We start from the raw sequence: 18,901 nt of genomic DNA, 5'->3' as shown, positions 1-18,901 counted from the left end.
CCTTGTCAAAAGGGCTTAATTTAAAGGTTGTATGGTTAAAGCGTTATCCAACAGGCTGAGTCGTACGGCCTGCCCGACGTAATCGGACGGGATTTGGTCGCTCAACCAGTACTGCCCTGCGATAGAGACTAGCTCAGCCGCCAGGTGGGTGCAAAAAATCTGACATTGCGTGTCGCCTGACGCGCCTGCCAGTGCGCGACCGCGCATCATGCCGTAGACATGAATGTTGCCGTCGGCAATCAGTTCGGCGCCGGCGCTGACGCTGCTGGTCACGATAAGATCGCAGTTGCGGGCGTAAATCTGTTGGCCGGAACGGACAGGCGTGCTGATGATGCGCGTTTTGGCGGGGGCGTTATCCGCCACCACGGGCGCAGGTGCAGGCTCCGGCGCCGCCATTTTCTGGCCTTTGCCTTCGCTCAGCAGCGGCAGCCCGGCGCGGGCTATCGCGCGCTTTTGACGCTCATCTCTGCAACCGCTGATACCCACAACGCGCAGACCTGCTGCCGCGACAGCCTGTTGAAGTTCTTTCCAGTTCGCATCGCCTTCCAGCGTTGCGACGTTGATAACAACAGGGGCGTTTTTCAGAAAAGCGGGCGCTTGCTCAACTTTTTCCTGTAACGCCTGACGTATTACCTCGGGCTGCGAATTATGCAAATGAACAACCGATAGGGTAAAACTGCTGCCTTTTAGCTCAATTGGCGATTGTGACATCTATCCTGACTCAGTCTCAGCAACTTTAAATCCCCGGAATACCACTCGGGGTGCGATATTCCGATGTACTATAAGCATGTTATAGTCAGAGTTATATCCAGGCAAGACGCTCCCTCAATTAAATAGAGTTAAAAAAATGCTTTGTGTGATCTATAGAAGCCCGAAACGCGATCAAACTTATCTTTATGTCGAAAAAAAAGACGATTTCTCTCGTGTGCCAGAGGATCTGATGAAAAGTTTCGGCGTGCCGCAATTCGCCATGATGCTTTCGCTCGATGAGCGCAAGAAATTGGCCTCGGCGGATATCGAAAAGGTGAAGCAGGCGTTGAAAGACGAAGGCTATTACCTGCAGTTCCCGCCGCCGGTTGAAAACCTGCTCAATCAGCATCTGGCGGGCGACAAGGCCTGAAACAGTCGCCACGGCCAAGGGAGGCGCGATGACACGTTCGGCGAGAAGAACCGTATTGGCCGCTTGGCTGGCGCTGGGCGGTGTGCTGATGCCCGGCGCGCCGCAGGCGGCTCAGGAGACGACGCTGGCGGCGAGCGGCCGCGATCCGGCGCAGTTCCCGGCGTATGTCGAGCAGCTCAAGCGCCGGGCGCGGGAACAGGGCATCAGCCAGGGCACCCTTGACCGCGCTTTTGCGCAAATCCATTTCGTCGATCGGGTGATCAAGGCCGATCGCAATCAGCCGGAGCAGAAAATTACCCTGGACGACTACCTGCGGCGGGTGATGTCGCCCGTCAAGATGCGTCAAGGGCGCGAACTGTATCGGCAGCGCCAGGCGCAATGGGCGCGCGCCAGCGAGCGCTACCGGGTGCCGGGGCGCTATATCATTGCGCTGTGGGGCATGGAGAGCGCCTACGGCAAGATTCAGGGGCGGGAAGACGTGGTGTCCGCGCTGGCGACGCTGGCGTTTGAAGGGCGCCGCGAGGCCTTTTTCAGCCAGGAGCTGATGGCGGCGTTGCAGATAGTCGAGCAGGGGCACGTCGGCGATACGCCGCTGAAAGGCTCCTGGGCCGGCGCGATGGGGCAATGCCAGTTTATGCCGAGCTCTTTCTTGCGCTACGCGGCGGACGGCGACGGTGACGGGCGCATCGATATCTGGAATAACATTGATGACGTCTTTGCGTCTACGGCCAGTTATTTGTCCAAAGAGGGCTGGCAGCCCGGTATCGGCTGGGGGCGCGAGGTTAAACTGCCCGCCGGTTTCAAGCGATCCGAGCTGGGGTTGAAAGACGCGCAGGCGCGCAGCGTCAACGCCTGGCAACAGCGCGGGGTGCGTCGTGCGGATGGCAGTGCATTGCCGCATGCCGTCCAGCGCGGTTGGATCATCGCGCCGGATGATCTCCAGGGGCGGACGTTCCTGGTCTATGATAATTTCCGCACCCTCATGCACTGGAATCGCTCTTACTATTTCGCCATCGCCGTGGGTATGATGGCGGACGCGATCGGGCATTGATCCGGCACACCAATAATCGGCTTGGCGCGCCAAGCCTCCACAGTTTGGGAGAAGCGGTATGTATCAACATAGAGACTGGCAGGGTTCGCTGCTCGATTTTCCGGTGAACAAGGTGGTTTGTGTCGGCAGCAACTACGCCGATCACATCAAGGAAATGGGCAGTGCGGTTTCCGTCGAGCCGGTGGTGTTCATCAAACCGGAAACGGCGCTGTGCGATATTCGCCAGCCGGTGGCTATCCCCAAAGAGTTCGGTGCGGTGCACCATGAGGTGGAGCTGGCGGTATTGATCGGCACGCCGTTGAAACAGGCCAACGAAGACCGCGTTGCGCGGGCGATCGCCGGCTACGGCGTGGCGCTCGATCTGACGCTGCGCGATCTGCAGGCGGGTTTTAAAAAGGCCGGTCAGCCGTGGGAGAAGGCCAAGGCTTTCGACGGTTCCTGCCCGATGTCGGGGTTTATCCCGGTGGCGGAATTTGGCGATCCGCAAAACGCCGAGCTGTCATTGACCGTCAACGATCAACTGCGCCAGCAGGGCAATACGCGTGACATGATCACGCCGATCCTGCCGCTTATCAGTTACATGAGCCGTTTCTTCACGCTGCGCGCCGGCGACATCATCCTGACCGGCACGCCGCAGGGCGTAGGCCCGATGGCCTCCGGCGACATGCTGAAAATCAGCCTGAACGGCAAAATGCTCAGTACCCGCGTGATCTGATCTCTCGCCGCCGGCGCCGTCGGCGGCAAAGCTTGCATCTTGCGGCTAAAATGTCTATATAGTCCCCCCTCGAACCTGTGCGCAGGTGACTTATCCATTTACCGAAACCGGACGCTAACATGTCACAACTCGCTTTTTGGCAACAGAAAACGCTGGCGGAAATGTCAGAACAAGAGTGGGAATCGCTGTGCGACGGGTGCGGGCAATGCTGTTTGAATAAGCTGATCGACGAAGATACCGACGAGATTTATTTTACCAACGTAGCCTGCAACCAGCTCAACATCAAATCCTGCCAATGCCGCAACTACGAGCGGCGCTTCGAGCTGGAAGAAGACTGCATCAAACTGACGCGCGAGAACCTCACCACCTTCGATTGGTTGCCGCCGACCTGCGCCTATCGCCTGATCGGCGAAGGCAAGCCGCTGTTCCCCTGGCATCCGCTGCTGAGCGGCTCCAAGGCGGCGATGCACGGCGAGCGCATCACGGTGCGGCATATCGCGGTGCGCGAGAGCGAAGTGGTGGACTGGCAGGACCATATCCTCAACAAGCCGGACTGGGCCAGATAAAGGCGGGCGCCTGCAGGGCGAAATGGGGCTTCATGCAAGAGGGCGGCGTGTTCAGACATGCCGCCCTCTTGCATTATTTAATCATTGGCGTGCGAATGGCGTTGACGCTCGAGGCCGGACAGAGGGAAATTTCAACATTTGATTCAAGGATGATAGGGGCTTGCGTAATAGGAGGTAGGGGGAAAAAAGCCCCTGCAAAGATGAGGGGCAAGACACACAACAACACCAGGGAAATCGGTAGTACTCACTTTGCCGATACTATAAGGATTTTATGTGTAAACTTCACCAAAATATTGTGCTCTGAATGTGACAAAGGTGCGGTCGTTCATAAGTAACGGTAATTTATTGATGCCTGTAGGTAGGGATGGCCGCGCTGGCGCAGCCTGTTTTTACCCGCCGGCGTCGCAGAAGTTTAATGTTATGTAAATTACGCGCTTAACCGCGCCAGGATGCTTCTTTTCAAACGATAAGTTGGGTAATTTGGCCGCTCTCCCGCAAGTTCGAGAGTATAACAATGAAAATGGTCCGTCTGTTTGCCGTGGCTGGAGCGCTGATCGTGCTCGTTTACTTCCTTACACATACCTGAGAGGGTTTTCTCTCGGAATGTGACAGCAATACCTAAAAAAACGGCGCCTTTCGGCGCCGTTGTTGTTTGTCAGCCGATCAGCGGCCGAACAGATCGCGGCGACGTGGGCGAACAAATTGTGCGATCAGCACAATCAGCGCCACCAGCAGATAGGCGCCGAAGATGCCGACCAGCCACTGTGGCATTTCCAGCGTCAGGAATTGCCATTGGCGCACGGAGCAGTCGCCGGAAGCGTGGAACACCGCCGGCAGCCATTTGTCCAGCGGCAGCCACGAAGGGAAGCTCACGAAGAAGTCGCAGGTATTGAACGGCGAAGGGTGCAACTGGATCATGGTGTGCTTCCACGCCAGCTGGAGGCCTTCCCAAGCGCTGTAGATCCACAGCAAGATCGCCGCGTAGCGCAGCGGGGTTTTCGGCGCGATGGCGCCCACCAGCGAGGCGCCGAGAATGCCGAACAGCGCACAACGCTCGTAAATGCACATCACGCACGGCTGCAGCAGCATAACGTGCTGAAAATAGAGCGCGACCAGTTCCAACACCAACGCTGTCAGGGCCATTAGCAGCCAGGCGCCGCGTCCTTGTGAACAGCGGTTAAAGAATTGCAACATATCTAGATTCTTCCATGCAGTAAGCAATTGAACCGGCAGTGTAAACCAATTCCTCCTCGCTGCCAGCCTCCTGGGCTGGATTCAGCGTAAAATAGTCGGTTCACCCTGCCGGCACCGTCTCAGTGGCCGACGGCGTCGATGGGCGGCAGCGTCAGCCAATGCCACTGCGTCAACAGCTCGGTCGCCGGTTCCAGCGTGAACTGGACGCACAGCAAGCCAACCACCGTCAGCACCACCGTATAAGGCAGGGCCATCCACACCATGCGGCCATACGACAGACGCACCAGCGGCGCCAATGCCGACGTCAGCAGGAACAGAAACGCCGCCTGCCCGTTAGGGGTGGCAACCGATGGCAGGTTGGTGCCGGTATTGATGGCGACCGCCAGCAGCTCGAACTGCTTCAGCCCGATAGCGCCGGTTTCCAGCGCGGTGCGCGCCTCGTTGATGTAAACCGTGCCGACGAACACGTTGTCGGAAACCGACGACAGCAGGCCGTTGAACAGATAGAACAGCGAAAGCTGAGAGGCGGGCTCGGCGCGCAGCACGAACTGGATCACCGGGCTGAACAGGTGCTGTTCGATGATCACCGCGACCACGGTGAAAAACACCGTCAGCAGAGCGGTGAACGGCAGCGCTTCCTGGAACGCTTTGCCGATGGCGTGCTCATCGTTCACGCCGCACAGGGAGGTGGCGAGCACGATCACCGACAGGCCGATCAGCCCCACTTCCGCCAGGTGGAAGGCCAGCGCCAGCACCAGCCAAACGCCGATCAGCGCCTGCATCACCAGTTTGAGCCGTTCTTGCTTGCTGCGGCCCGCGGTGGCCTTGCGGTCATACTCTTTCAGCACGTCGCGCACCGCCTCCGGCAACTGCGCGCCATAGCCAAACAGGCGAAAACGTTCTACCAGCCAACAAACCAGCAGGCCGCACACCAACACCGGCAGCGTGACCGGCGCCATACGCAGGAAGAAATCGATAAAGCCCCAGCCCGCGTTTTTGGCGATGATTAGGTTCTGCGGCTCGCCCACCATGGTCATGACCCCGCCGAGCGCGGTGCCGACGCCGGCGTGCATCAGCAGGCTGCGCAGAAAGGCGCGGAATTGCTCCAGCGTCTGTTTACGCTCTTCACCGGCGAAATCGCTGTCATCGCCGATGTCGCCATCGGGGCGATTCGAGGTCACGTTGTGATAGATGGAATAAAAGCCGGTGGCCACGCTGATCACTACCGCCACGACCGTCAGCGCGTCGAGGAAGGCGGAAAGTAAGGCGGCGGCCAGGCAGAACGCCAGCGACAGCAGCGTTTTCGAACGGATGTTGAGCAGCAGCTTGGTGAACACGAACAGCAGCAGCTGCTTCATAAAGTAGATGCCGGCCACCATAAAGATCAGCAGCAGCAGCACTTCCAGGTTATGTTCGATTTCCTGCGAAACCTGCGCCGGGCTGGTCATGCCGATAGCCACCGCCTCCAGCGCCAGCAGGCCGCCCGGCAGCAGCGGATAGCATTTCAGCGCCATCGCCAGGGTAAAGATGAACTCGACCACCAGCAGCCAGCCCGCGATAAACGGGCTGGCGAAAAAGAACACCAGGGGATTGATCGCCAGAAAAATGAGAATGGTCAGTTTGTACCAGTCGGGAGATTGCCCCAGAAAATTTTTGAGCAGAGCGCTGCGCAAGGTTGTTTCCATTGTCCTTTATGCATCCTTAAATCAGTCGTAGCACGTACCCTAACAATGCGGCGGGGGCGGGCGCAACCGGAGCTTGTTTTACGGCGGCAAATTTCCGCCGGCCGGTATTTTTGCTCGTTTTTTGCCACGTTATGCACACTTTCGTTTATTGTTTTTCGCTCACGCTATGTCATGTCAGCGCGATCTGGTATGATGAGCTGATTACTTTTACTGATTTTATCGTCGCAACGGAACGTCAAACACATGGTCATAAAGGCGCAGAGTCCTGCCGGTTTCGCGGAAGAGTACATTATTGAGAGTATTTGGAATAATCGCTTCCCCCCTGGCTCTATTTTGCCCGCGGAGCGTGAGCTTTCGGAGTTGATTGGCGTCACGCGCACCACGTTACGTGAAGTGTTGCAACGTCTGGCCCGCGATGGCTGGTTGACCATTCAGCATGGCAAACCGACCAAAGTGAACAATTTCTGGGAAACGTCCGGCCTCAATATCCTTGAGACCGTAGCCCGTCTCGATCACAAAAGCGTCCCGCAGCTGATCGATAACCTGCTGTCCGTGCGCACCAATATCGCGTCGATCTTTATTCGCGCCGCGGTGCGCAATCATCCTGAGCAGGCGCAGGAAGTGCTGGCGAAAGCCGCCGAGGTGGAAGATCAGGCGGACGCTTTCAATCTGCTCGATTACGAGATCTTCCGCGGCTTGGCGTTCGCTTCCGGCAACCCGATCTACGGCCTGATTTTCAACGGCCTGAAAGGGCTGTATACCCGCGTGGGCCGTTACTACTTCTCCAACCCGGAAGCGCGCAAGCTGGCGCTGGCCTTCTACAGCAAGCTGTCCACGCTGTGCCATGAGAAGCTGTACGACCAGGTGATGGATACCGTGCGCAACTACGGTAAAGACAGCGGGGCGATTTGGCAGAGCATGCAGGGCACCATGCCGAGCGATCTGACCGAAGCGCGTCGCTAATCGCGTGTCGATGAAATAACGAAGGGCGCCATGCGGCGCCCTTTGTCGTTGTGGCGGTTACAGCGGCGTCGGCCGCGGCGGGCAGCGATCGAGCAACTCCACGCTGCCGTCTTCGTTTTGCTGTTCGAGGATCACGTCGAAGCCCCACAGGCGATGCAGGTGCTTCAACACGTCGCGGCGGCTCTTATCCAGCGGCGCGCGTTCCTGTGGGATGTAGCGCAGCGTCAGCGAGCGGTCGCCGCGCAGATCCACGTTCCAGATCTGAATGTTCGGCTCGTGATTGCTCAGGTTGTATTGCGCCGACAGCTCCTGGCGGATCGCCCGGTAACCGGCCTCGTTGTGGATCGCGGCAATTTCCAGATAGTTGTTGCGATCGTCGTCCAGCACGGTGAACAACCGGAAATCGCGCATCACTTTGGGCGACAGGAACTGGCTGATAAAGCTCTCGTCCTTGAAGTCGCGCATGGCGAAGTGCAAGGTGTCCAGCCAGTCTTTGCCGGCGATGTCCGGGAACCAGTAGCGGTCTTCTTCGGTTGGCGACTGGCAGATTCGCTTGATGTCCTGGAACATGGCGAAGCCCAGCGCATAAGGGTTGATGCCGTTATAGTACGGGCTGTTGTACGGCGGCTGATACACCACGTTGGTGTGGCTGTGCAAAAACTCCAGCATAAACCGCTCGGTCACACGGCCCTCGTCGTACAAATGGTTGAGGATGGTGTAGTGCCAGAAAGTGGCCCAGCCCTCGTTCATCACCTGAGTCTGTTTTTGCGGATAAAAATACTGGCTGACTTTGCGCACGATGCGCAGCACCTCACGCTGCCAGGGTTCCAGCAGCGGCGCATTTTTCTCGATAAAATAGAGGATGTTTTCCTGCGGCTCGCTCGGATAGCGGCGCGCCTGCTCCGGCGACTCTTCACGTTCGACGCGTGGCAGGGTCTTCCACAGCGTGTTCACCTGGCTTTGCAGATACTCTTCGCGGCTTTTCTGGCGCGCTTTCTCTTCCACCAGTGAGATTTTCTGCGGGCGTTTGTACCTGTCGACCCCGTAGTTCATCAGCGCGTGGCAGGAGTCCAGCAGCCGCTCCACTTCATCGACGCCGTAGCGTTCTTCGCACTGGCTGATGTAGTGGCGGGCGAACAGCAGATAATCGACGATGGAGCTGGCGTCGGTCCAACTGCGGAACAGATAGTTATTCTTGAAGAACGAGTTGTGGCCATAGCAGGCGTGCGCCATCACCAGCGCCTGCATGGTGATAGTGTTCTCCTCCATCAGGTAGGCGATGCAGGGATTGGAGTTGATGACGATTTCATACGCCAGCCCTTGCTGGCCCTGTTTGTAGCGCTGTTCGGTTTCGATGAATTTCTTGCCGAAGGACCAATGGGTATAGTTTATCGGCATGCCGACGCTCGAATAGGCGTCCATCATCTGCTCGGAGGTGATCACCTCGATCTGATGGGGGTAGGTGTCGAGCCGGTAATGCTTGGCGACGCGGTCAATCTGCTCCAAATACACCTGCAGCAGTTCGAACGTCCAGTCCGGTCCATCGCTCAGACGTTTGTCATCCTTGACCTTTTCATGTGTTGAAGTAGTCATCAGCGCACCCTCATTATTCACGGGTCTTGCTCAAACGGCAGACCCTGTATCAAGCATAGTTCAAGTCATAATTAACCATTGCAAATCAGTGAAATAAAAATGCCGGTACGCAAGGGAGCGAGCGGCGGTCAATCCGGCGCCCGTCCCGGCAGAAAGCGCCTCAGCACTTGGCTCCCTCTCCGAGTATAGCCCTGCGGCAAGGGCGCGCAACACACTGCCTGCTGCGCGACAGGGATTGAAAAATGTTATGTTATATTGTAACTTTTGGTTTTTCTCAATAACGGACAAGGAGCGCATTTTGGCGAGGCATTTTGGCAAACTGGCGGTGGCGCTGGCCGCACTGTTTATCAGCGGGCAGGCGTTTGCCCACGGGCATCATTCACATGGCAAGCCGCTGACGGAGGTGGAAAAAAAAGCGGAGGCGGGCGTGTTCGACGATAAGGACGTCAAAGATCGCAATCTGGCGGATTGGGAGGGCGTCTGGCAATCCGTGTATCCTTATCTGCTCAATGGGGATCTTGACCCGGTGTTCAAGAAGAAAGCGGCAAAGGATAAGAGCAAGACCTTCGCGGAAGTAAAAGCGTATTACCGCAAAGGGTATGCTACCGATGTGGATACCATCGGCATTGAAAACGGCGTCATGGAGTTTCATCGCGGCGACCAATCCAGCGCCTGTCAGTATAAGTACGCCGGGCACAAGATCTTGACCTATGTTTCCGGTAAAAAGGGCGTGCGTTATCTGTTCGAATGCCAGGATGCCGGCAGCCTGGCGCCGAAATTCGTGCAGTTCAGCGATCATATTATCGGCCCACGCAAATCGGCACATTTCCATATCTTTATGGGCAACACGTCGCAGGAAGCGTTGCTGAAAGAAATGGACAACTGGCCGACTTACTACCCATTCCAACTGCAGACCAAAGAAGTCGTGGACGAGATGCTACATCATTGATGCCGCTCCCTCCCGTCACCACAAGCCCGCTTATGTGGGCTTGTGCTCAGTCAAACGGTCTGATTTGCAGGTAATCATCCGTCACTGCCATTTCAAATAATGTTTCATCCGCCAACAGGGTCGCACGCATTCGTTCCCGAGCTTGCCGGTAGCGTTCATCCAACTGAATATCACCGGCGTTTTCCCATGCGGCTCGGCTTGGCCACTGCGCATAGCCGATAAACTTCCCGCTCATATCTCGATGCAGGCGCGAGCCGAGGCTGCCGCGCTGCAGATAGATCCCTTGGGTCAACTCAAGCCAGGCCAGGCGAAAGGCGTGTTCGTGCCCGGTTTTGACTGAGAACCGGTAGATGGCGATGAACATAAGGGGTCTCCAGAAAAGCGACATGTGAACTTTAGGATCTGCTTCTGGCTTCAACGTTCATATCGTGCTGCCGCGTTCAACCTAAACGGGCGGGGCTAAGGCGTTCGCCTGTTTTATTCCAGTAGTGAAAACAAGGTTAATTTTTTGCCGAAATTTTACGCGTTTTTTCTGCTGCGGGGAGAGGGGATTCACTTTGTCTGTTATGTTGGTATTTTTTATTTTATTGGATTTTTATTCTGCTTACATGTCGGCTGATGTTTTTATATTCTGTTAAATCAATGTTGCTTATTACGCCTTTTTTGACTGCTGTCATTGATAGCGTTGCTATCGATTCAGCGGCGGTCTGACGCTTTAATCCCTTCTAAACCGCATCTTATCGCTATTTACGAGCGGCTATTGCAAATGCTCGGCTCATCGACGATAAATTAATTGTGAATATTGTCACGTTTGATGACGAAGTTGTTGGACGGATTTTTTCACTGAGTTAATTTCCTGTGAGCAGAAGATTATGCTTTGTGAAGCCTTGGGCTGGAGTCAGCGATGCGAGTGGTAATTTTAGGTAGTGGAGTGGTGGGCGTAGCCAGTGCCTGGTATTTGGCGAAGGCAGGGCATGAGGTGACGGTGATCGATCGTCAGCCTGGCCCGGCACTGGAAACCAGCGCGGCGAACGCCGGGCAGATTTCACCGGGCTATGCTGCTCCCTGGGCGGCTCCGGGCGTGCCGTTGAAGGCCATCAAGTGGATGTTCCAGCGCCATGCGCCGTTGGCGATCCGCCTCGACGGCAGCAGCTTCCAGCTGAGCTGGATGTGGCAGATGCTGAAAAACTGCAACACCGAACACTACATGACCAACAAAGGCCGCATGGTGCGCTTGGCTGAATACAGCCGCGACTGTATCAAGGCGCTGCGTCAGGAGACTGGCATCCAGTACGAAGGTCGCCAAGGCGGCACGCTGCAGCTGTTCCGCACCCAACAACAGTTCGAAAACGCAGCGAAAGACATTGCGGTATTGGAAGATGCCGGTGTGCCTTACAGATTGCTGGAAGCCGGCCAACTCGGCAGCGTCGAGCCGGCGCTGGCGCAGGTGGCGCACAAGCTGACCGGCGGCCTGCAGCTGCCGAACGACGAAACCGGCGATTGCCAGCTGTTTACGCAGCAGCTGGCAAAAATGGCGCAGCAGGCGGGCGTAACCTTCCTGTTCAACCGCAGCGTTGACCGCCTGCTGGTTGAGGGCGACAAGATCGCCGGCGTGCAGTGCGGCGAGGACGTGTTTAAAGCCGACAGCTACGTGGTGGCGTTCGGTTCGTATTCCACGGCGCTGCTGCGCGGCCTGGTTTCTATCCCGGTTTATCCGCTGAAGGGCTATTCGCTGACCATTCCTATCACCGATGAAGCGGCGGCGCCGTTCTCCACGGTGTTGGACGAGACGTACAAAATCGCCATCACCCGTTTCGATCAGCGCATCCGCGTCGGCGGCATGGCGGAGATCGTCGGTTTCAATACGCAGCTGGAGCAAAAACGGCGCGAAACGCTGGAGATGGTGGTGCGCGATCTCTACCCGAACGGCGGCAGAGTGGAAGACGCGACGTTCTGGACCGGCCTGCGGCCGATGACGCCGGACGGTACGCCCATTGTCGGCCGCACTTCGCTGAAGAACCTGTATCTCAATACCGGGCATGGTACGTTGGGCTGGACGATGGCCTGCGGTTCCGGGCAGCTGTTGTCCGATCTGATGTCCGGCATTACGCCGGCGATCCCTTCCGATGATCTGGCGGTGGCGCGTTACAGCGCCGGGTTTCGCCAGCAACACGCGGTTCCGCTGAACGACGTGCATCCCGCACGTTAATCGCCGACGCTGTCATAGACTTTCCCGGCCACGCGCAGGCGCGCGTGGCCGCTGTACGCTGCCCCAAGGAGAAGCGATGCCCCGTCCGATAACCGCCACGATGCATCTTGGCGCAATTGAAAATAACCTGCAGGTGGTGCGCCGTTTCGCCCCCGGCGCCAAAGTTTGGGCGGTGGTCAAGGCCAACGCCTATGGCCACGGCATCAAACACGTTTGGCGTAGCATGGCACAAACCGACGGCTTCGCCATGCTGGATCTGGCCGAAGCGGTGCTGCTGCGTGAGTCGGGTTGGCAAGGGCCGATTCTCCTGCTGGAAGGTTTCTTCCAGCCGCAGGATTTGGCGTTGCTCGATCGTTATCGCCTGACGACGGCGGTGCACAGCGACTGGCAGCTGGCGGCGATCGCCGATGCCACGCTGAGCGCGCCGCTCAATGTCTATCTGAAAGTGAACAGCGGCATGAATCGGCTGGGGTTCGCACCCGAGCGGCTGCACGAGGTGTGGCGCAGGGCGCAGGCGATTGCCAACATCGGCGAGCTTACGCTGATGAGCCATTTCGCCACCGCCGACGGCCCGGAAGGCGTGACCCAGCAGATGGCTACCATCGAGGCGGCCGCTGCCGATATCCCGCTGCCGCGCTGTCTGGCCAACTCGGCCGCCACGCTGTGGCATCCTTCTACCCACGACAGTTGGGTACGCCCTGGGATCATTCTGTATGGCGCTTCGCCGAGTGGGTGCTGGAATGACGTTGCGGCGACGGGGTTGCAGCCGGCGATGACGCTGAGCAGCGAGATCATCGGCATTCAGCAGCTGAAGTCTGGCGATCGCGTGGGTTACGGCGGCCGTTACAGCGCCGCCGGCGCGCAGCGTATTGGCGTGGTGGCCTGCGGTTACGCCGACGGCTATCCGCGTCATGCGCCGACCGGCACGCCGGTATGGGTTGACGGCGTGCTGACACGCACCCTGGGAACGGTATCGATGGATATGCTGGCGGTGGATCTGACGCCCTGTCCGCAAGTCGAGCTGGGCGCCGAAGTGGAGCTGTGGGGGAAACGCCTGCCGGTGGACGAGGTGGCCACGGCGGCAGGAACGTTGGGCTATGAGCTGCTGTCGGCGTTAGCGGCGCGGGTGCCGGTCGCCATTGAAGCCTGAGCCGCGGCTCAGGCGACTTTTCTGATCTGCCCTTTAATCTGCTTGCTGAGCCGCCGCGCGTGCAGCGCCAGCAGGCAGCCCGCCAGCATCACCAGTGCCAGCGACAGCTTCGGTTGCAGCGGCAACGCCATCGCCACCAGACCCAGCGCGGCACCGCCCGCCATCTGCACGAAACCGACCAGCGCGGACGCTACGCCGGCCTCATTGGAATACGGCTCCAGCGCGTAGCTGGTGGCCGGGCCCATCACGAACGCCAACCCGGCGCAGGCGCTGGCGACCGGCAACATATACGCCAGCCAGTGCGCTTGCGCCGTCGCGGGCAGTAGCATGACGCCCAGCAGCAGGCCCAGACAGCCCAGCCCCATCAACATGCCGCCGGTCGCCAGACAAACCGGGCGGCCGACCTTGTGGATGATGCGGTTGGCGAAGAAGCTGACCAGCATGATCCAGAAACCGTTGGCGCCGAACACCAGCGAGAATTGCAGCGGGGTCAGGCCGGCGGTGCCCATCAGCACGTTCGGCGCCAGAGAAACGTAGGTCAGCGCCATGCCCATCGCCCCGGAGTTGACCACCGCAAAGGAGAGGAAACGGCGATCGCTGAGGATGCGCGCGTATTGGCGCACCGGCAGCCCTTTGACCGGCACGGTGTCGGCAGGGCGAGTTTCCGGCAGGCGCAGCGCGATCAGCACCAACACCAGCAGCGCGTAGCCGACCAGGAACCAGAAGGGGGCGCGCCAGCCGAAGGCTTCGGCGAGCAGGCCGCCGAGCAGCGGCGCCAGCGCCGGGATGATGTTCAGCGTGCCGTTGAGAAAGCCGAAAGCGCGGGCGGCATCGTCGCCATTCAGGCGATCGCGCACGCCGCTGAAGGCGACGACGGCGGTACAGCAAACCGCCACCCCTTGCAGCAGACGCGAAGCGATGAAAATCGTCGGGCTGGTGGCCAGCGCCGCCATCGCGGCGCCGATCATGTAGAGGATAATGCCGGCCAGCGCCACCGGCTTGCGGCCATAGTTATCCACCAGCGGCCCGGCGATGACCTGGCCGAGGCCAAGCACCAGAATAAACAGTGAAATGGTGGATTGGATCAGCGCTTCGCTGCTGCCCAGGCCGACGGCAATGGCGGGAATGGTCGGCAGGTAAAGATCGATGCCTAATGGGCCGAGCAGCACCAGGCTGAGAAGCATAAACAGAAACTTTTGCATAACAGGAAAGGCACGTCCAAGTGACAAAGAGGGCTAGAGTAGAGACTCTGGCGGCAAATGAAAAGGGGCAAAGCGGGTCAGCGCTGCGCCCCTTGGCGGTAATAGAGCGCCGAGACGGTATCGGCCACATAACGGGCCTGGTGGCGAGCATCATCCAGCGCGCGATGCGGCATACCTTCGAACGGGCGGGCTTTTTTCGGGTTAAAGCCGTGCAGTTCCGCCAGCGTGATCACCGTGCGCACGTCCTGGGTATCCCAGAATTTCCACGGGCAGGGCATTTCCAATTGCTGGAAGGCGTGTTCGAGGATCGCGCAGTCGAACTCTTTGCCGTTGCCCCAGACTTTCACCGTGTCGGTGCTGTTCATATGGATAAAGCGGCTGAGGCTGCTCAGCACGCGTTTCAGGCTCTCGGTGCCGCTGAAGGCCTGTTTGCGGGCCTCATCGGACTGTTTCGCCCACCAGGCGACCGTATCCAGGCTAATGGTACGGCCCGGCTGGTCTTTCTGGCTGCTGACGGCGGCTTCGAATTCGGCGCCCAGCTCCCCGGTTCGGGGATCGAAAAACACCGCCGCCACCACCAGAATGACGGCGCTGGGTTTTATATCCAGGGTTTCAATGTCTAACATCAGATGGTGCATCGGCGTATCCGGCGGTTGCGTGGTGGCTTAATGTTACTACAGAACGTGCGCCGATGAGGGCTGTGTGCGCATGAAATCCTTTTAAAGCGCCGCGTTCAGGTTATGATATTCGGGATACTCTTGTCAGGTTGGTCGCTATCGGTGAGAACGCTTATCTTTATTCTGTGCATGGTCGGCTACTTGCTGCTGCTGGGCTACCTTGGCATGTTCGTCACGGACAAGATCTGTGAGAAGGCGGGTAACTACACTAAAATCTGCCGTATCGTAGACATTTCCGAACCGCACATCCCCTAATAGCCCCCTGGTTATCCCAGATAGTCGGTGGTAATCAGCGGCGTCAGGATGGCCGCCAGCGCCGTGAGCGCTCCCCATTGCCGCCAGCCCAGCCGCGCCAGCCAGTCATGCCGCTGCGGCGGCGTGGCCAGTTGTCCGACGGCCACGGCGCCGGTAAGCAGCAGCGTCAGAATCAGCAGCACCAGGCCACGGCTCACCAGCGTGAACTCAACATGCAGCACATTGGCGTAATACAGGCGCATCAGAATAAAATAGCTGAGCAAGACCCAGGCGAAAACGACGTTCTTCTTGAGCACCTGCTGCAGCATCAGCGCGAGGAACAGGCTGTGAAACAGCGACAGCAGCGGGGCCTCGATCGGATGCCGAACGCAGACGTTGTAGACCGCCATGTAAATGTTGAAAACCAGCAGGGTATAGATCACGTAAATATACCAGCCGTAGATGACCTTGAGTTTTTTCGGGTTCGGCGGCAGAGAGAGTGCGTCCGGTTTCATTAATGCCTCCTGATGATGCCATGCGAACGCTGCGGTTGAAGGCGGCGCGGCGACATCGTAATTTAAAATCCACAGGGTATATATCACCCGAGCGCTAAATGACAATTAAACGCCGGATCGGCTTTATTTCCGCGTTTGCCTGGAACTCTTTTGCGCTTGCGGGGTCGATTGGCGTGTGAACGCCTGGCGGTGTTCGCACCACAATGGAAGACGTAATGCATTGATATGAAAGATTATAAAAACACTTCGGGCACAAAAATCCTGCTGCTGTTCAGCCTGGCGTTTTATACGTTGTTGCCGCCGTTGTTGACGGCGGCCGTGTTTGACCGTTTCAATCTTAACCCGTTTGCGATCGTTAAATTTTTCCACTTTAACCCGTTTTCAGCCGATCGGGGCATACCCGGTTATCAGACGTTCTTCTACTTGCTGATGTTATGGTTGGGGTTGAATATTTTTCTCTGGCTGCTGGTGTGGGGCGCAGGGCGGCTGTATCAACGCTGGCGTGCGCCGCGCGGCTGATATTTTTCCAGGAGGGAAGAGTTACGCAGGGAAATGACTTTACATTCAATAATGAGACGTATTATCATTTGAATCGCCGGTGAGGGGAAAAGGGTTGTCTCCTTCTGTGCCCCCCGCTCCGGCACGACATTGCTCACATTGCTTCCAGTTTTCATGCCAGCCTTGCGCTGGCGTTTTTTTATCCCGCGCCAAAAATCCACTGCGCCGGTGGTCGGCCTCTTTTCATTAGCATGCCTGTTTAAAAACCCACGCGAGGTATTGGGGGCGTCAGAACAGCGAAAACAGCAACACCACCGGCAGGCTTAACGGCCAGGTTAACCCGATGGTCAGTGCGCTGATACAGCGAATTTTGACGGTGTCCCGGCTAACCAGGTAGGTGAAAATCATAGAAACTAACAGGCCGATAAAATAACAGTATTGCGTTGCAACCCACAGCGACGACATGAAACCCGATCCCAGTTGTATTTTTACGCGCGAATTCTAGGAGCTTGGCGGGGGATAATCAATGACCAAAGGCCGTTTATTCAAACCTTTATCCATAAGAATGCATAATTTATTTCTATAAAGAACGTAGGGTTATTAACGGTCTTACGTTTATTACCAAAAGAAATCAACAGCATAGTTACCGGTAACATTTCGCGCCTGGCAAACCCTCTTTCTGGAGGTGACTCCCCTAAGCAGTAAAAGTGCCGGTGAAGGGGGGGGAACGCGATGGGGGTTATGACTCATAAAAATTAGTGATGTATTGGCGGACGGACGGCTAAGGTGAGGTGGCGTCGGGTTTGGCGGTACGTGAGCCCTTGAGGTGCCGGTTTTAGCGCATCTGTCACGATGCGCCGCCAGCCGGCCAGGGAGGGGGATTGTGGGCGTTGCGGGTTTAATGAATGTTAAGACCGTAGACGAACAGCCACGAAAACAGCAGCGCCAGCAGGCATGCCATAAAAACGATGGAGATCATTTCCTTCACAACTTCATTCCTTTTCCCGTTGAGCTAAATTTACTTCTCTTTGTTTTTGCGCGAAATTTTAGATCGGTATAGGTAAAAATCCTAGTTTTAATCGTTTTTTTATCCACCCTTGCGGCGTAAGCCGCTTCGATAACGCCGTGGCGACGCCGGAGAATCGGGGAGGTTAACCCGTCGTAGCTATTGCTGAACGGCATGAGGCTGACTATATAAAATGGGGACTACGTGGCGTCGAAGGCAGCCGGGCACGTTCCTTCAGGGGGCTGTTCATCTACCTGCGGTGCTTTACTATGAGGTGAAGGAGTCGGCAATGAGCACAAAACCAACTATCGTGCTGGTACACGGATTCTGGGGCGGCGCCGCGCACTGGAGTAAGGTCATCCTCGAGTTGTCACGCAGGGGATATACGGCGATTCATGCGGTGGAAATGCCGTTGACATCGCTGGCTGAGGATGCTGAGCGCACGCGCAAGATGGTCGCGCAGCAAGCGGGACCGGTATTGTTGGTGGGGCACTCTTACGGTGGTGCCGTGATCACGGCAATGGGCAACCAGCCTAACGTGCTCGGCCTGGTCTACATCGCCGCCTTTGCGCCGGATGTCGGCGAAAGCCCCGGCGGCATTACGCAAGCGCATCCTCCTGCGGCAGTCGCGAATCTGGCACCAGACAGCGACGGCTATCTGTGGATCAAAGCCGACAAGTTTCACGAGAGTTTTTGCCAGGACCTTACCCCCGACGAGGCGCTGGTGATGGCGGTAGCGCAGAAGGCCCCGCTGGCCGATACCTTCGGTAACACCATCGGCGAACCGGCATGGAAACATAAACCGTCATGGTATCAACTTTCCAGCGACGATCGCATGATAGCGCCGGAGAATCAGCGGCGAATGGCGCAGCGGCTGCAGGCCAAGAAAATCATGGTGCTGAATGCCAGCCATGCCTCGCTGGTTTCCCATGCCGATGAGGTGGCGGGTTTGATTGACGAAGCGGCCGGTTTGAAATAAAGCAGGGGCAGGAAGGTTCGCCGGACTAAAGGGTGGCATTCTGCGACAGATTATCCCTTCGCTGCCTATTACGGCGGACTAAAGAGCCGGGTAATAGGAGCGAATTAGGGATAAGCGCTGATATCGCTATCGATATTAATAATCAACAGCATCATCGACACGACGGCGGCGGCAATAATGGCGTAGATGCCTGCCTTACGTATATCGCCTTAGCGTCCGTTAACGCCGATCATTTCTATGGCTGCACGATGCAACCGCTGAAAATAATCATCGGGCTGTTTTTCTATCTCCTGGATAAGGCTGGCGAGCAGGTTCTGTTTGGTTATCGGCTTGTTGGCGGTCAGCACCAGCAGCACGTTTTTGCCGAGCAGGCAGCATATTTGCTTATGGTATTCATCAACATCGTGCTTGTTGAGGCCATAGAGGGTGTAATCGATCATGATGTCTAACCTGCTGACAGGTAAATGCCCGCCGCAGCGGGCTGAGAAGCCATAGAAAAATAAAATGAGGCAAATTTCGCTTAGGAAGAGACTTAAGCGACGGGGTAACGATAACTGAATGGGAATATTCCTATCAAGCCGTGTGGGCACAGAGG

The 18,901-nt window shown here is 57.3% G+C and carries 21 protein-coding genes; 11 read left to right on the top strand and 10 right to left on the bottom strand.

The window, feature by feature from the left end; all coding sequences use genetic code 11:
- Positions 1-15: 15 nt before the first annotated feature.
- Positions 16-711: a septum site-determining protein MinC gene (gene minC, locus ACK3CV_RS14425; protein WP_025303113.1), complete on the bottom strand. Its 696-nt coding sequence runs from the start codon at positions 709-711 to the stop codon at positions 16-18.
- A 136-nt stretch (positions 712-847) separates the two neighbouring features.
- Here minC and ACK3CV_RS14420 point away from each other — a divergent pair, with 136 nt between their 5' ends.
- The 4 genes from ACK3CV_RS14420 to ycgN all read left to right on the top strand — a co-directional run bounded on the left by ACK3CV_RS14420 (position 848) and on the right by ycgN (position 3,452).
- Positions 848-1,120 (top strand): YcgL domain-containing protein, encoded by a 273-nt coding sequence (locus ACK3CV_RS14420; RefSeq protein ID WP_033634832.1) that lies wholly within the window; start codon positions 848-850, stop codon positions 1,118-1,120.
- A gap of 28 nt (positions 1,121-1,148) precedes the next feature.
- Positions 1,149-2,171: a lytic murein transglycosylase gene (locus ACK3CV_RS14415; protein WP_039565772.1), complete on the top strand. Its 1,023-nt coding sequence runs from the start codon at positions 1,149-1,151 to the stop codon at positions 2,169-2,171.
- Between the two features lie 58 nt (positions 2,172-2,229).
- Positions 2,230-2,886: a fumarylacetoacetate hydrolase family protein gene (locus ACK3CV_RS14410; RefSeq protein ID WP_033634830.1), complete on the top strand. Its 657-nt coding sequence runs from the start codon at positions 2,230-2,232 to the stop codon at positions 2,884-2,886.
- Between the two features lie 119 nt (positions 2,887-3,005).
- On the top strand, positions 3,006-3,452 hold the full coding sequence (ycgN, locus tag ACK3CV_RS14405; protein WP_025159803.1) for a cysteine cluster protein YcgN: 447 nt from the start codon (positions 3,006-3,008) through the stop codon (positions 3,450-3,452).
- 663 nt (positions 3,453-4,115) lie between these two features.
- On the opposite strand, the gene dsbB is transcribed toward ycgN, so the two are convergent.
- Together dsbB and nhaB are read right to left on the bottom strand one after the other, a co-directional pair.
- On the bottom strand, positions 4,116-4,646 hold the full coding sequence (gene dsbB / locus ACK3CV_RS14400; RefSeq protein ID WP_033634829.1) for a disulfide bond formation protein DsbB: 531 nt from the start codon (positions 4,644-4,646) through the stop codon (positions 4,116-4,118).
- Positions 4,647-4,765: 119 nt separating this feature from the next.
- A complete protein-coding gene (gene nhaB, locus ACK3CV_RS14395) occupies positions 4,766-6,331 on the bottom strand; it encodes a sodium/proton antiporter NhaB (RefSeq protein WP_033634828.1) in 1,566 nt (521 codons plus the stop codon).
- Between the two features lie 243 nt (positions 6,332-6,574).
- On the opposite strand from nhaB, the gene fadR reads away from it, so the two are divergent.
- Positions 6,575-7,294, top strand: coding sequence for a fatty acid metabolism transcriptional regulator FadR (gene fadR / locus ACK3CV_RS14390; RefSeq protein WP_033634827.1), 720 nt, complete (start codon positions 6,575-6,577; stop codon positions 7,292-7,294).
- Between the two features lie 57 nt (positions 7,295-7,351).
- Here the strand turns inward: fadR and ACK3CV_RS14385 are convergent, their stop codons facing one another.
- Positions 7,352-8,887 (bottom strand): SpoVR family protein, encoded by a 1,536-nt coding sequence (locus tag ACK3CV_RS14385; RefSeq protein ID WP_004932268.1) that lies wholly within the window; start codon positions 8,885-8,887, stop codon positions 7,352-7,354.
- Positions 8,888-9,185: 298 nt separating this feature from the next.
- Here ACK3CV_RS14385 and zinT point away from each other — a divergent pair, with 298 nt between their 5' ends.
- On the top strand, positions 9,186-9,836 hold the full coding sequence (gene zinT / locus ACK3CV_RS14380) for a metal-binding protein ZinT (RefSeq protein ID WP_033647622.1): 651 nt from the start codon (positions 9,186-9,188) through the stop codon (positions 9,834-9,836).
- Between the two features lie 46 nt (positions 9,837-9,882).
- On the opposite strand, the gene ACK3CV_RS14375 is transcribed toward zinT, so the two are convergent.
- A complete protein-coding gene (locus ACK3CV_RS14375) occupies positions 9,883-10,200 on the bottom strand; it encodes an antibiotic biosynthesis monooxygenase family protein (RefSeq protein ID WP_060418882.1) in 318 nt (105 codons plus the stop codon).
- A gap of 540 nt (positions 10,201-10,740) precedes the next feature.
- Here ACK3CV_RS14375 and ACK3CV_RS14370 point away from each other — a divergent pair.
- Both ACK3CV_RS14370 and dadX read left to right on the top strand, forming a co-directional pair.
- Positions 10,741-12,045 (top strand): D-amino acid dehydrogenase, encoded by a 1,305-nt coding sequence (locus ACK3CV_RS14370; protein ID WP_033647620.1) that lies wholly within the window; start codon positions 10,741-10,743, stop codon positions 12,043-12,045.
- A gap of 76 nt (positions 12,046-12,121) precedes the next feature.
- Positions 12,122-13,195 carry a catabolic alanine racemase DadX gene (dadX, locus tag ACK3CV_RS14365; RefSeq protein WP_164038934.1) on the top strand — a complete coding sequence of 358 codons (1,074 nt, stop codon included), beginning with the start codon at positions 12,122-12,124 and terminating at the stop codon, positions 13,193-13,195.
- A gap of 8 nt (positions 13,196-13,203) precedes the next feature.
- Here dadX and ACK3CV_RS14360 read toward each other — a convergent pair whose 3' ends face one another.
- Both ACK3CV_RS14360 and ACK3CV_RS14355 read right to left on the bottom strand, forming a co-directional pair.
- Positions 13,204-14,397, bottom strand: coding sequence for a multidrug effflux MFS transporter (locus ACK3CV_RS14360; RefSeq protein WP_033647617.1), 1,194 nt, complete (start codon positions 14,395-14,397; stop codon positions 13,204-13,206).
- Between the two features lie 77 nt (positions 14,398-14,474).
- Complete coding sequence (locus tag ACK3CV_RS14355; RefSeq protein WP_033634819.1) at positions 14,475-15,035, bottom strand: 3'-5' exonuclease; 561 nt, start codon at positions 15,033-15,035, stop codon at positions 14,475-14,477.
- 141 nt (positions 15,036-15,176) lie between these two features.
- On the opposite strand from ACK3CV_RS14355, the gene ACK3CV_RS14350 reads away from it, so the two are divergent.
- Entirely contained in the window at positions 15,177-15,329 is a 153-nt protein-coding gene (locus tag ACK3CV_RS14350; RefSeq protein WP_223479875.1) for a hypothetical protein, read from the top strand.
- A gap of 11 nt (positions 15,330-15,340) precedes the next feature.
- On the opposite strand, the gene ACK3CV_RS14345 is transcribed toward ACK3CV_RS14350, so the two are convergent.
- Positions 15,341-15,823, bottom strand: a complete 483-nt coding sequence (locus ACK3CV_RS14345; RefSeq protein ID WP_047567085.1) for a hypothetical protein — start codon at positions 15,821-15,823, stop codon at positions 15,341-15,343.
- 225 nt (positions 15,824-16,048) lie between these two features.
- Here ACK3CV_RS14345 and ACK3CV_RS14340 point away from each other — a divergent pair, with 225 nt between their 5' ends.
- Complete coding sequence (locus ACK3CV_RS14340; RefSeq protein ID WP_033647615.1) at positions 16,049-16,342, top strand: hypothetical protein; 294 nt, start codon at positions 16,049-16,051, stop codon at positions 16,340-16,342.
- Between the two features lie 267 nt (positions 16,343-16,609).
- On the opposite strand, the gene ACK3CV_RS14335 is transcribed toward ACK3CV_RS14340, so the two are convergent.
- Positions 16,610-16,786 (bottom strand): GhoT/OrtT family toxin, encoded by a 177-nt coding sequence (locus ACK3CV_RS14335; protein ID WP_033634815.1) that lies wholly within the window; start codon positions 16,784-16,786, stop codon positions 16,610-16,612.
- Positions 16,787-17,616: 830 nt separating this feature from the next.
- On the opposite strand from ACK3CV_RS14335, the gene ACK3CV_RS14330 reads away from it, so the two are divergent.
- A complete protein-coding gene (locus ACK3CV_RS14330) occupies positions 17,617-18,306 on the top strand; it encodes an alpha/beta hydrolase (RefSeq protein WP_164038932.1) in 690 nt (229 codons plus the stop codon).
- 209 nt (positions 18,307-18,515) lie between these two features.
- Here the strand turns inward: ACK3CV_RS14330 and ACK3CV_RS14325 are convergent, their stop codons facing one another.
- Entirely contained in the window at positions 18,516-18,746 is a 231-nt protein-coding gene (locus ACK3CV_RS14325; protein WP_004932237.1) for a biofilm development regulator YmgB/AriR family protein, read from the bottom strand.
- Positions 18,747-18,901 lie beyond the last annotated feature (155 nt).

The sequence above is a fragment of the Serratia sp. TSO36 genome (assembly GCF_057808395.1).
The sequence above is the reverse complement of the archived record's forward strand: the minus strand, read 5'-3'. Positions and strand labels throughout refer to the sequence as shown.